Origin of the sequence: Pseudomonas sp. 1 R 17 (assembly GCF_900067035.1) — a bacterium.
In the GTDB taxonomy this organism is placed as follows: domain Bacteria; phylum Pseudomonadota; class Gammaproteobacteria; order Pseudomonadales; family Pseudomonadaceae; genus Aquipseudomonas; species Aquipseudomonas marginalis.
Window position 1 is genome coordinate 153,611 of the sequence record NZ_FKLB01000066.1, and the last position, 12,020, is coordinate 165,630.

Here is a 12,020-nt window from a genome sequence, read left to right on the forward strand (position 1 = left end):
GGGGCTAGGCCCCCGATGGCGATATTACAGGCGCAGCAGGGTCTTCCAGGCACGGTTCTGATACACCGCAATCGCCTGATGCATGCGCGCATCCAGCGACTCGTCGGTGATCGGCTGGTTGGCCAGTTGCGCCAGCTTGTTCAGCTCGCCGTACAAACGATCCAGTTCCGCAATGTCCACCACGTTACGCGCATGGTGCAGCCAGGCCTGGATGCGTTCGATGCGCGGCAGTTGCTCGGCCAGGTCTTCCGGTTGCTGCTGGTAGCGCGGCAGTTGCAGGGCGACGGCATCGTCGGCCAGCAGGCGCGGCAGCCAGTTGGTGATTTGCGCGGCGCCCTGGCGGTTGCCGCGCACGTTGCGGTCGGCAGTCCAGGTGCGGGCCATCAGCCAGCGTGACATGTTCAGCGAGAACAAGCCCCAGCGCACGTCGTCCAATTCTTCGGCAAACTGCTCGGGTGCGGCTTTGCGGATGTCTTCGTCGTCGTCACCGGCCTGGACCAGCGGGCGCCAGTCTTCCAGCAGTGCATCGAGTGCGCTGCGCAGTTCGCTGGTGGATTGACGCGGCGCGGCCTGGCCGAGGCTGCCGATCAGGGCGCGCAGTTCGCCGAGGTTTTCGACCCAGTCCTGCAGCAGACGCCAGTGGCCATTGAAGCGGTATTGCTCGGCCAGGCGCTGGCTGCTGCCGAGCAGGTGCCACATGATTGCGGCGAAGGCGTCGTCCAGCGGCATTTCGGCGTGGATCTGCGGCGCCGGCAGGCTCAGGGAGTAGCTGCTGGCGTCGTACAGGCGGTAGCCGCGCTCGGCCTTGCTGATGTCACACGGCATCAGTGCGAGGGTGGCGGCCAGCTCGGCGGCCAACTCCAGCAGCGCAGCCGGCTCGCCTTCGCGCAGTTCCAGTTCCAGCTCGCAGATTTCTTCTTTCTGCTTACCCACGACCACATGGCCCAGGTCCAGGGCGGCTTCGATCACCACCTTGGCCTTGCCACGGCCCCAGGCGATTTCGGCGCGCTCGCGCACGAAGTCGGTGGTGAAGATCGGCTTGAGGGTCTTTTTGTCCAGCTCGGCCAGTTGCTCGGGCCAGCAGTCGCCGTCGAGTTTCTTCACGTCGAGCTTGGCCTTGGGCAGGTCCCAGTTGTACTCATTGCGTTCCGACAGGCCGGCGACGCTTTGGCCACGGGTCTTGAGGGTCTGGATAATCTCGTCACCGTCCTTGCGCAGGCGCAGGGCGACTTTGGCCTGGGCCAGGTCACGCTCGGGGGTGTCGAAGTACTGGTTCATCAACTCACGGCGTTCCCAGCCACTTTTGTTGCGTTTTTTCAGTAGCGGGTGCTCACGCAGCGCGGCGAGTGTTTCGCGGCTGACGCGGAGCTTGATTTCGGTTTCTTTCTGCATGGCCGGAAAATCCAGGATCGGGAGCGCAGCCGGGGAAAAGAGTGGCTGCCAAGGTCGTGCAGTGTACAGGACTGAGCCCGGCAACGCGCCGCAACGGTTTATTGTCTCGTGCAGATGCCTCTATAGTGGGGCTCATCCGGGAAGTAGGGAGACCGCGTATGCCGTTACCGTCCATGAAAGAGCAGTTCGCCGCGCTGATTGCCGCGCCTTCGGTGAGTTGCACCCAAGTGTCTCTCGACCAGACCAACCGCCCGGTGATCGATTTGCTCGCCGGTTGGTTGGGCGACCTGGGGTTCTCCATTGACATCCAACCGGTCAGCCCCGGCAAATTCAACCTGCTGGCCAGCTTTGGCACAGGCCCCGGCGGCCTGGTATTGGCCGGCCATAGCGACACCGTTCCTTATGACGCTGCGTTGTGGAAGACCGATCCGCTCAAGCTGACGGAAGTCGACGGCCGCTGGGTAGGATTGGGCAGTTGCGACATGAAGGGTTTTTTCGCGCTGGCGATTGAAGCGGTGTTGCCGCTGCTGGACCAACCGTTCAAGCAACCGTTGCTGATCCTCGCCACCTGCGATGAAGAAAGCTCCATGTCCGGTGCCCGGGCATTGGCCGAAGCCGGGCGCCCGTTGGGTCGCGCGGCGGTGATCGGTGAACCGACCGGCCTCAAGCCGATCCGCCTGCACAAAGGCGTGATGATGGAGCGTATCGACATTCTGGGCCAAAGCGGCCATTCGTCGGACCCAAGCCTGGGACACAGCGCCCTGGAAGCCATGCATGACGCCATCGGCGAGCTGCGCGGCCTGCGCCTGGCCTGGCAGCGCGAGTACCGCAACCCACAATTCAGCGTGCCGCAACCGACCATGAACTTCGGCTGTATCCATGGTGGCGACAACCCCAACCGTATCTGCGGCCAGTGCTCCCTGGAATTCGACCTGCGGCCCTTGCCGGGCATGGATCCCGAAGTGCTGCGTGCGGCTATCCGGCAAAAGCTCGAACCCCTGGCCGAGCGCCATAAGGTCAAGATCGACTACGCGCCGTTATTCCCCGCAGTGCCGCCGTTCGAACAGGTCGAAGACGCCGAGTTGGTGCGGGTCGCGGAACGATTGACCGGGCATCGTGCCGAAGCAGTAGCGTTCGGCACCGAAGCGCCTTATCTTCAGCGCCTTGGTTGTGAAACCCTGGTGCTCGGCCCTGGCGACATCGCCTGTGCCCATCAACCGGGCGAGTACCTCGAAATGTCACGCTTGACGCCTACAGTGCGTCTATTGCGGGAACTGATCGAACATTACTGCCTGAAACCTGCGTAAATTAACCCCTGTCCATTCGTACATAAGGAGAGCGAGCGTGTCGCCAAGCCTGTTCCGACGATAACCATCAGCCCGCTGTGCGTTTTCACGACTCATCCTTTTTCGGCTGCTTTTTATTACAGGCCCAGGTTCCATGCCCGACTACGTTAATTGGCTTCGTCACGCTTCGCCCTACATCAACGCCCACCGCGACTGCACCTTTGTGGTCATGTTGCCCGGCGACGGTGTGGATCATCCGAACTTCGGCAATATCGTCCACGACCTGGTGCTGCTCCACAGCCTGGGCGTGCGCCTGGTGCTGGTGCACGGTTCGCGCCCACAGATCGAAGCGCGCCTTGAAGCGCGCGGCCTGGTCCCGACTTACCATGAAGGCATGCGCATCACCGATGCCGCGACGCTGGAGTGTGTGATCGACGCGGTCGGCCACCTGCGTATCGCCATCGAAGCGCGCCTGTCGATGGACATGGCCTCGTCGCCGATGCAGGGCTCGCGCCTGCGGGTGGCCAGCGGCAACCTGGTGACGGCGCGGCCTATCGGTGTGCTTGAAGGCGTGGATTACCACCACACCGGCGAAGTGCGCCGGGTCGATCGCAAGGGCATCAATCGCCTGCTGGATGAGCGCTCCATTGTGCTGCTGTCGCCCCTGGGCTATTCGCCGACGGGGGAGATCTTCAACCTGGCCTGCGAAGACGTCGCCACCCGCGCCGCCATCGACCTGGGGGCGGACAAGCTGCTGCTGTTCGGCGCTGATCTCGGCCTGATCGATGAAAATGGCCGCCTCGTCCGCGAACTGCGGCCGCAACAAGTACCGGCACACCTGCAACGCCTGGGCAGCAGCAACTACCAGTCCGAATTGCTCGATGCGGCGGCCGAGGCCTGTCGTGGCGGGGTAGGGCGCAGCCACATCGTCAGCTACGCCGAAGACGGCGCCTTGCTCACCGAACTGTTCACCCGCGATGGCGGCGGCACGCTGGTAGCCCAGGAGCAATTCGAACGGGTGCGCGAGGCGGCGATTGAAGACGTCGGCGGCTTGCTCGACCTGATCAGCCCCCTGGAAGAACAGGGCATCCTGGTGCGCCGTTCGCGGGAAGTGCTCGAGCGTGAGATCGAGCAGTTCAGCGTGGTGGAGCGCGAAGGCATGATCATCGCGTGTGCGGCGTTGTATCAGATCGCCGATTCGGACGCGGGTGAACTGGCTTGCCTGGCGGTGAACCCGGAGTACCGCCACGGCGGGCGGGGTGACGAGCTGCTGGAGCGTATCGAAACCCGTGCCCGGGCCCAGGGGTTGAAGACGCTGTTCGTACTTACCACGCGGACTGCCCACTGGTTCCGTGAGCGCGGCTTTGTGCCGAGCAGCGTGGATCGCCTGCCCTCGGCGCGGGCTTCGCTGTACAACTACCAGCGTAACTCGAAGATTTTCGAGAAGGCCTTGTAGAACCCTATCCCCAAGTCACCGGGCAGGCTCGTGCAAGAGCCTGCCGTCACGCACGACTAAAGTTTAAGCATTCTTGATCTGACGCCGATAACAGGTGGGCGGCTATGGATAGAGTGTGGACGCTCGCAACACCTGGACCTTCGAATGGGCGGCTTGGACAGCAAAAGAAACGATTAGTGACACAAAAACTGTAACAAATTGACGGGAGGATGTGCCTTTGGCCATGATGGCGTCGCCTTTTTGATCGTGGGTGACGTATGCAACAGCGCGGCCACACTAATCGATCTAAAAAGCTCTAACAAATACCCTTTAGGAATTAGCTTGTGTGGCGAGTGGTCTATGCTGGCCTGCCCACGTCACGGAAAGTCTTATTCCTGAATCGTATGAAAAAGAATGAAATAATTCTTTTTGGGTGTATGAAAAACTCATTACCCTGCAGGGACCAAATCAACGGTGGTTAGACGAAGGTAGTAGACACACAAGGTTACGATTGACTTGTCAGTCACTATCCGGTGCTAATCGCGCATCTGTGGATCGAGGGCGTCAGACCCGAGACCAAAGAAATACAAAAATTAGAAACGAGAGGAGCGGTACATGAAGAAGTCCACCTTGGCACTGTCTGTAGCTTTGGGCGTAATCGCTCAGCAAGCAGGCGCTGCCGGTTTCATCGAAGACAGCAAGGCCACACTGGGTCTGCGTAACTTCTACATCAACACTGATAACCGTGATGGCGCCCCTGGTGCCACCACCCGCAGCAAGAACGCCGAGTGGGGCCAAGGCTTCGATCTGCGTTTCATCTCGGGTTACACCCAAGGTACTGTTCAGTTCGGCGTTGATGCAATTGGCCTGTATGGCGTGCGTCTGGATTCAAGCCGTGCAGAACATGGTAACTACAGTGGCACCGCTTCCGGTGGCACCGTGTTCCCAAGTGACGGCAATACCGCTGTCAACGATTACGCCAGCCTGGGCGTGACCGGCAAGGTCAAGATCTCCCAAACCGAGCTGAAGCTGGGCACCCTGCAGCCTAAGCTGCCCGTTATCGTGACCAACGATGGTCGTCTGCTGCCGCAAACCTTCCAAGGTGGCCAGATCACTACCAACGACATCAAGGATTTGACCTTGGTTGCTGGTCAGATCGAGCATGCCAAGGGCCGTAACTCCAGCAACAACGAAGGCTTGTCGCTGGGCGGCGCCAACGGTAGCTCCAACTACAACACAGGCACTTTCGTTAACAAGTTCTACTATGCGGGTGGTGACTACAAAATCACCAAAGACCTGACTGCCCAGTACTACTACGGCAACCTGGAAGACTTCTACAAGCAGCACTTCCTCGGCCTGACGCACAACTGGGCAATCGGCCCGGGCGTTTTGAAGTCTGACCTGCGTTATTTCAACAGCTCTGACGATGGTAAAAACGGCAACACCCCTGCTTACTACACCAACGGTAACTACAACGGCTTCAACGCCGGCAAGGGTAAGGTCGACAACAACCTGTACAGCGGCCTGTTCCTGTACACCGTTGCCGGTCACACCTTCGGTGGTGGTTATCAGGTCAGCAACGGCAGCAGCGACTTCCCTTGGCTGAACCAGGGTGACGGTTCGTCGGCTTACCTGACGACCGACATGCAGATCCAAAAGTTCGCCCGTGCCGGCGAACGTACCTGGCAAGCTCGCTACGCGTATGACTTCGCCAAAGTTGGCGTACCTGGCCTGACGGCGGGTGTTGTTTACCTGAAAGGTAGCGACATCGACACTATCGCCAACAACAACGGTCGTGCTGAAACCACCGGCCAGTCCGAGTGGGAACGCGACATCACCGTTGCCTACGTGATTCCAGAAGGTCCGCTGAAAAACCTCGGCGTTGCCTGGAAAAACGCTATGTGGCGCACCGACCTGGCGAACACCCGTTCCCAGGACGAAAACCGCCTGATCGTCAGCTACTCGCTGCCACTGTTCTAGTAGCGTAAAGCTGTTGTAAGACTGTAAACCTTGCCCGGCGCACGCCGGGCAAGGTGTCTTGCTTTTCAAGTCGGGCTAAACCCCCGCAAGCCCTTCCTGAACCCCTCTTTGTACAGCGTCTCAAGGCCTTCTCGAACCTTGGAAACGATGTTGCGCCTCGCCCTTTCCCGCGTCCAATGAACAGATTTTTAATATTCCTTTATCGTCTAGATAAATCGATATTTATTCTTTTTAAATAATCCGCAATCCATGCACAGTGGGCTCCATAAGCACTCACCAGGAGCCACACCATGAGCCTAAGACTGGGCGATATCGCCCCCGACTTCGAACAGGATTCCAGCGCCGGCAAGATTCGTTTCCACGAATGGCTGGGCGACAGCTGGGGTGTGTTGTTTTCCCACCCGGCGGACTTCACCCCGGTGTGCACCACTGAGCTGGGCTTCACCGCCAAGCTCAAGGACGAGTTCGCCAAGCGCGGCGTCAAGGCCATCGCCCTGTCGGTGGACCCGGTGGATTCGCACCACAAGTGGATCGAAGACATCAACGAAACCCAGGCCACCGTCGTCAACTTCCCGATCCTGGCTGACGCGGACCGCAAGGTTTCGGACCTCTACGACCTGATCCACCCGAATGCCAGTGACACCCTCACCGTGCGTTCCTTGTTCGTGATCGACCCGCACAAGAAGATCCGCCTGACCATCACCTACCCGGCCAGCACCGGCCGTAACTTCCATGAAATCCTGCGGGTCATCGACTCGCTGCAACTGACCGACAACTACAAAGTCGCCACCCCCGCCAACTGGCAGGACGGTGATGAAGTGGTGATCGTGCCGTCGCTCAAGGATGAGGAAGAGATCAAGAAGCGCTTTCCGAAGGGGTATCGGGCGGTGAAGCCGTATTTGCGGCTTACTCCACAGCCCAATCGTTGAAACTGAATCACAGCAGGGGTTTTCAGGCCGTTTCGACGGCCTTTTTTTTCGCCTGGCGGTTTATAAATCTTATATGCATTTAAAGAATAAACAAATGAAAAAATAAGATTTATAGATATATGAATCTGCTGATAAGGTCTGTTCCATCTTGGCGCCATCGCCACACAGCGAACCGCCGGCACTTGCTCAAGGAATTCCTGCATGTTGGTCGTAACACTTGGAGGCAGTCCCAGCCAGCGTTCCCGCTCCGGGGTCTTGCTGGAAAAAACCCGTCAGTGGTTGCAAGACAAAGGCGTTGAAGTGGTGAGTTACCAGATACGGGACTTCCCGGCTGAAGACTTGCTGCATGCACGCTTCGACAGCCCCAAGGTCATTGACCTGCTGCAACAGGTGGCTAACGCGGATGGCCTGGTGATCGCCACGCCGGTGTACAAGGCTTCGTTCTCCGGGGCGTTGAAAACCGTGCTCGACCTGCTGCCCGAGCGCGCCCTGGCCCACAAGGTTGTGCTGCCGATGGCGACCGGCGGCAGCATCGCCCACATGCTGGCGGTGGATTACGCCCTGAAGCCGGTATTGTCGGCCCTCAAAGCCCAGGAGCTGCTCCACGGCATCTTTGCCGAAGACAGCCAGATCGCCTACGGCGAAGGCAGTGCCCAGGCACAACTGGTACCGGTCCTCGAACACCGTTTGCACGAGGCCCTGGAGACGCTTTATGGCGCCATGGCCCGTCGTCCGAAACCGTTGGACCCGCATGTGTTGAATGAACGTTTGTTGAGTGCTCGCTGGAGCATTTAAGTCAGCCTCACCGCTATATAGATGTACTCACCTTACTCAGCCGCCAACGGCCAAGCAGGTGCAGCCAACCCCCTCATCGCATTATTTGGAGAGAGCGCCATGCGCACTGTCATCTTGCGTCGTGGTCTGGTCGCACTGTTTGCTGCGGCTGTGTCCTTCGGCGCCATTGTTCAGGCTCAAGCTGCCGAGACCCTGCGGATCGGTTACCAGAAATACGGCACCCTGGTGCTGCTAAAGGCCAAGGGTACCCTGGAAAAACGCCTGGCCGCCCAAGGTGTGCAGGTGCAATGGACCGAGTTTCCCGGCGGTCCGCAACTGCTCGAAGGCCTGAACGTGGGTTCCATCGACTTCGGTGTCACCGGCGAAACCCCGCCGGTCTTCGCCCAGGCCGCCGGTGCCGACCTGCTCTACGTGGCCTACGAGCCGCCAGCGCCCACCAGCGAAGCGATCCTGGTGCCGAAAGACTCGACGATCAAATCGGTGGCCGAGCTCAAGGGCAAGAAAATCGTGCTCAACAAAGGCTCCAACGTGCACTACCTGCTGGTGCGTGCCCTGGAAGACGCCGGCCTGAAATACACCGACGTGCAGACCGTGTTCCTGCCGCCCGCCGATGCCCGTGCCGCCTTCGAGCGTGGCAGCGTGGATGCGTGGGTGATCTGGGACCCGTACCAGGCCGCCGCCGAGAAGCAACTGCAAGCGCGCACCCTGCGTGACGGCACCGGCATCGCCGACAACCACCAGTTCTACCTGGCCACCAAGCCGTACGCCGAAAAACACCCTGAAGTGGTCAAGGCGCTGATCGAAGAAGTGCGCGCGGTGGGCGAGTGGTCCAAGGCCAACCCCCAGGAAGTGACCGAACAGGTCGCGCCGCTGCTGGGCCTGCCGGCAGACATCACCCTGACCTCGGTAAAACGCCAGGGCTACGGCGCGCTGTTCCTGACCCCGGAAGTGGTGGCGGCCCAGCAGAAAATCGCCGATAGCTTCTACCAACTCAAATTGATCCCCAAGCCCTTGAACATCAAGGACGTGATCTGGACGCCACCGGCTGCCGTGGCTAAAGCGCCGTAATCCGATTTCTTCAGGAGACAACTCCATGAGCCTCACTATTTTCTGGTTCCTGCCTACCCACGGCGACGGCCATTACCTTGGCACCGCCGAAGGCGCTCGCGCCGTTGATCACGGTTATCTGCAGCAAGTGGCCCAGGCCGCTGACCGCCTGGGATTCGGCGGGGTACTGATCCCCACCGGCCGTTCCTGCGAAGACTCCTGGCTGGTGGCCGCCTCGCTGATCCCGGTGACCCAGCGTTTGAAATTCCTTGTCGCGCTGCGCCCCGGGATCATTTCCCCGACGGTGGCCGCGCGTCAGGCCGCGACCCTGGATCGCCTGTCCGGCGGCCGTGCGTTGTTCAACCTGGTAACCGGTGGTGACCCGGAAGAGCTGGCCGGCGATGGCTTGTTCCTCAGTCACGAGGAGCGTTATCAGGCTTCGGTGGAATTCACCCGCATCTGGCGTCGTGTGCTGGAAGGCGAAACCGTGGACTACGACGGCGAGCACATCAGCGTCAAAGGCGCCAAGTTGCTCTACCCGCCGATCCAGCAACCGCGCCCGCCGCTGTACTTCGGCGGTTCCTCCGAAGCGGCCCAGGAACTCGCCGCCGAACAAGTGGAGATGGTGCTGACCTGGGGCGAGCCACCGGCCGCGGTCGCCGAGAAGATCGAGCAGGTGCGGGCCAAGGCAGCGAAACTCGGGCGCACCGTGCGCTTCGGCATTCGTCTGCATGTGATCGTGCGCGAAACCAACGAAGAAGCCTGGAAAGCCGCCGACAAACTGATCTCCCATCTCGACGACGACACCATCGCCCGTGCCCAGGCTTCCCTGGCGCGCTTCGATTCCGTCGGCCAGCAGCGCATGGCGGCCTTGCATGGCGGCAACCGCGACAACCTGGAAGTCAGCCCCAACCTGTGGGCCGGCGTCGGCCTGGTGCGTGGCGGTGCGGGCACCGCGCTGGTGGGCGATGGCCCGACGGTTGCAGAACGGGTCAAGGAGTACGCCGCGCTGGGCATCGACACCTTTATCTTCTCCGGTTATCCACACCTGGAAGAGTCCTATCGGGTCGCCGAGCTGCTGTTCCCGCACCTGGATATCGAACGTCCGGAGTTGCCGAAAAGCGCCGGTTACGTGAGCCCGTTCGGTGAGATGGTCGCCAACGATATCCTTCCCAAAGCTGCGTCACAGAGCTGAGGCGGCGCCATGACTTTTGAAAAATTGAGCCATCGCGTGGCGCCCTGGGTGCTGCCGATTCTATTGCTGGCGGTGTGGCAGTTGTCGGTGTCGGCGGGCTGGTTGTCGACACGCATCCTGCCGGCGCCCAGTGCGGTGATTGAGGCTGGGGTCAACCTGGTGCGCAGCGGCGAAATCTGGACGCACCTGGCTATCAGTGGCTGGCGTGCCGGCCTGGGCTTTGTGATCGGTGGCAGCATCGGCCTGGCGCTGGGGTTTATCACCGGCCTGTCGACGTGGGGCGAACGCCTGCTGGACAGCTCGGTGCAGATGATCCGCAACGTGCCGCACCTGGCGCTGATTCCGCTGGTGATCCTATGGTTCGGCATCGACGAGACCGCGAAGATTTTCCTGGTGGCCCTCGGCACGCTGTTCCCGATCTACCTCAACACCTACCACGGCATCCGCAACGTCGACCCGGCGCTGGTGGAAATGTCGCGCAGCTACGGTTTGTCCGGTTTCAGCCTGTTCTGGCAAGTGATCCTGCCGGGTGCGCTGCCGTCGATCCTGGTGGGTGTGCGCTTTGCCCTTGGCTTTATGTGGCTGACGCTGATCGTGGCGGAAACCATTTCCGCCAGCTCGGGTATCGGCTACCTGGCGATGAACGCCCGCGAATTCCTGCAAACCGACGTGGTGGTGTTGGCCATCGTGATGTACGCCATCCTCGGCAAGCTGGCCGACCTGGCCGCGCGCGGTCTGGAACGTGTTTGGCTGCGTTGGCACCCGGCGTATCAAGTCAATAAAGGAGGTGCGGCATGACGGCTCAACAACCTCCGCGGCTGCTGAAGGGGATTCCCCTGGCGGTGCGCAAATTACGCAAGGCCTTCGGTGCGCGGGAAGTGCTCAAGGAAATCGATCTGCACATTCCGGCGGGCCAGTTCGTGGCCGTGGTCGGTCGCAGTGGCTGCGGTAAGAGTACGTTGCTGCGCCTGTTGGCCGGCCTGGACAAAGCCAGCGGCGGCGAGCTGCTGGCCGGTTCGGCGCCGCTGAGCGAGTCGATTGAAGACACGCGCTTGATGTTCCAGGAAGCGCGCCTGCTGCCGTGGAAAAAGATCATCGACAACGTCGGCCTGGGCCTCAAAGGCAACTGGCGCCCTAAAGCCTTGGAAGCCCTGGAAGCGGTCGGCCTGGCCGAGCGTGCCAATGAGTGGCCGGCGGCATTGTCCGGTGGCCAGAAGCAGCGTGTGGCCCTGGCTCGTGCCTTGATTCACCAGCCGCGCCTGCTGCTGCTCGACGAACCGCTGGGCGCCCTGGACGCCCTCACCCGTATCGAGATGCAGCAACTGATCGAAAACCTCTGGCAAAAACACGGTTTCACCGTGTTGCTGGTGACCCATGACGTCAGCGAAGCCGTGGCCATTGCCGACCGGGTGATCCTGATCGAAGACGGCGAAATCGGCCTCGACCTGATCGTCGATCTGCCGCGCCCACGGGCCCGAGGCTCACATCGCCTGGCCGCACTGGAAGCGCAAGTACTCAACCGTGTGCTGTCGTTGCCCGGCACACCGCCGGAACCCGAACCTGTTTCACCGCTGCCTACGCAACTGCGTTGGGCTCAATAACTCATAGAGGAACACCATCATGACTATCAAAGCCATCAACGTGCGTAACCAGTTCAAAGGCACCATCAAGGAAATCGTGGTCGGCGACGTGCTGTCGGAAATCGATGTGCAGACCGCCTCCGGTATCGTCACTTCCGTGATCACCACGCGCTCCGTCAAAGAGCTGGAGCTGGTGATTGGCAGTGAAGTGATTGCCTTTGTGAAGTCGACTGAGGTGTCGATCGCCAAGTTGTGATTTGCGTCGCTCTTGAGGCCGTCATCGGGGGCTTGCCCCCGATGAGCATAGGTATCTACACAACTCTTAAAGGCTGACACATAACTCTGTGGTGAGCGGGCTTGCCCCGCGCTGGGCTGCGAAGC

General features: G+C 60.6%; 11 protein-coding genes. 10 read left to right on the top strand and 1 reads right to left on the bottom strand.

What is annotated here, in order from left to right; translation table 11 throughout:
• Positions 1 to 24: 24 nt before the first annotated feature.
• Positions 25 to 1,392, bottom strand: a complete 1,368-nt coding sequence (locus BFP99_RS28585; RefSeq protein ID WP_065948765.1) for a CYTH domain-containing protein — start codon at positions 1,390 to 1,392, stop codon at positions 25 to 27.
• A 158-nt stretch (positions 1,393 to 1,550) separates the two neighbouring features.
• Here BFP99_RS28585 and argE point away from each other — a divergent pair, with 158 nt between their 5' ends.
• The 10 genes from argE to BFP99_RS28635 all read left to right on the top strand — a co-directional run bounded on the left by argE (position 1,551) and on the right by BFP99_RS28635 (position 11,895).
• Entirely contained in the window at positions 1,551 to 2,699 is a 1,149-nt protein-coding gene (gene argE / locus BFP99_RS28590) for an acetylornithine deacetylase (RefSeq protein WP_065948766.1), read from the top strand.
• A 133-nt stretch (positions 2,700 to 2,832) separates the two neighbouring features.
• On the top strand, positions 2,833 to 4,134 hold the full coding sequence (gene argA / locus BFP99_RS28595) for an amino-acid N-acetyltransferase (protein WP_027608393.1): 1,302 nt from the start codon (positions 2,833 to 2,835) through the stop codon (positions 4,132 to 4,134).
• 594 nt (positions 4,135 to 4,728) lie between these two features.
• Positions 4,729 to 6,093: an OprD family porin gene (locus BFP99_RS28600; protein WP_065948767.1), complete on the top strand. Its 1,365-nt coding sequence runs from the start codon at positions 4,729 to 4,731 to the stop codon at positions 6,091 to 6,093.
• Positions 6,094 to 6,383: 290 nt separating this feature from the next.
• On the top strand, positions 6,384 to 7,022 hold the full coding sequence (locus tag BFP99_RS28605) for a peroxiredoxin (RefSeq protein WP_065948768.1): 639 nt from the start codon (positions 6,384 to 6,386) through the stop codon (positions 7,020 to 7,022).
• A 201-nt stretch (positions 7,023 to 7,223) separates the two neighbouring features.
• A complete protein-coding gene (gene ssuE / locus BFP99_RS28610) occupies positions 7,224 to 7,817 on the top strand; it encodes an NADPH-dependent FMN reductase (protein ID WP_027608396.1) in 594 nt (197 codons plus the stop codon).
• A gap of 99 nt (positions 7,818 to 7,916) precedes the next feature.
• Positions 7,917 to 8,885: a sulfonate ABC transporter substrate-binding protein gene (locus tag BFP99_RS28615; RefSeq protein WP_065948769.1), complete on the top strand. Its 969-nt coding sequence runs from the start codon at positions 7,917 to 7,919 to the stop codon at positions 8,883 to 8,885.
• Positions 8,886 to 8,910: 25 nt separating this feature from the next.
• The gene (gene ssuD / locus BFP99_RS28620; protein ID WP_065948770.1) at positions 8,911 to 10,059 is read left to right on the top strand and encodes an FMNH2-dependent alkanesulfonate monooxygenase; all 1,149 of its coding nucleotides are present in this window, start codon (positions 8,911 to 8,913) and stop codon (positions 10,057 to 10,059) included.
• A gap of 9 nt (positions 10,060 to 10,068) precedes the next feature.
• A complete protein-coding gene (gene ssuC, locus BFP99_RS28625; RefSeq protein ID WP_065924365.1) occupies positions 10,069 to 10,857 on the top strand; it encodes an aliphatic sulfonate ABC transporter permease SsuC in 789 nt (262 codons plus the stop codon).
• Positions 10,854 to 11,660: an aliphatic sulfonates ABC transporter ATP-binding protein gene (gene ssuB / locus BFP99_RS28630; RefSeq protein ID WP_065948771.1), complete on the top strand. Its 807-nt coding sequence runs from the start codon at positions 10,854 to 10,856 to the stop codon at positions 11,658 to 11,660. Before ssuC ends, ssuB begins: the two co-directional genes overlap by 4 nt.
• A gap of 19 nt (positions 11,661 to 11,679) precedes the next feature.
• On the top strand, positions 11,680 to 11,895 hold the full coding sequence (locus BFP99_RS28635; RefSeq protein ID WP_003176783.1) for a TOBE domain-containing protein: 216 nt from the start codon (positions 11,680 to 11,682) through the stop codon (positions 11,893 to 11,895).
• The last annotated feature ends 125 nt before the right edge of the window (positions 11,896 to 12,020 follow it).

Excerpts from the sequence above, each read along its gene's own strand:
- BFP99_RS28585 (WP_065948765.1), bottom strand. The coding sequence starts at position 1,392 with ATGCAGAAAGAAACCGAAATCAAGCTCCGCGTCAGCCGCGAAACACTC.
- argE (WP_065948766.1), top strand. The coding sequence starts at position 1,551 with ATGCCGTTACCGTCCATGAAAGAGCAGTTCGCCGCGCTGATTGCCGCG.
- argA (WP_027608393.1), top strand. The coding sequence starts at position 2,833 with ATGCCCGACTACGTTAATTGGCTTCGTCACGCTTCGCCCTACATCAAC.
- BFP99_RS28600 (WP_065948767.1), top strand. The coding sequence starts at position 4,729 with ATGAAGAAGTCCACCTTGGCACTGTCTGTAGCTTTGGGCGTAATCGCT.
- BFP99_RS28605 (WP_065948768.1), top strand. The coding sequence starts at position 6,384 with ATGAGCCTAAGACTGGGCGATATCGCCCCCGACTTCGAACAGGATTCC.
- ssuE (WP_027608396.1), top strand. The coding sequence starts at position 7,224 with ATGTTGGTCGTAACACTTGGAGGCAGTCCCAGCCAGCGTTCCCGCTCC.
- BFP99_RS28615 (WP_065948769.1), top strand. The coding sequence starts at position 7,917 with ATGCGCACTGTCATCTTGCGTCGTGGTCTGGTCGCACTGTTTGCTGCG.
- ssuD (WP_065948770.1), top strand. The coding sequence starts at position 8,911 with ATGAGCCTCACTATTTTCTGGTTCCTGCCTACCCACGGCGACGGCCAT.
- ssuC (WP_065924365.1), top strand. The coding sequence starts at position 10,069 with ATGACTTTTGAAAAATTGAGCCATCGCGTGGCGCCCTGGGTGCTGCCG.
- ssuB (WP_065948771.1), top strand. The coding sequence starts at position 10,854 with ATGACGGCTCAACAACCTCCGCGGCTGCTGAAGGGGATTCCCCTGGCG.
- BFP99_RS28635 (WP_003176783.1), top strand. The coding sequence starts at position 11,680 with ATGACTATCAAAGCCATCAACGTGCGTAACCAGTTCAAAGGCACCATC.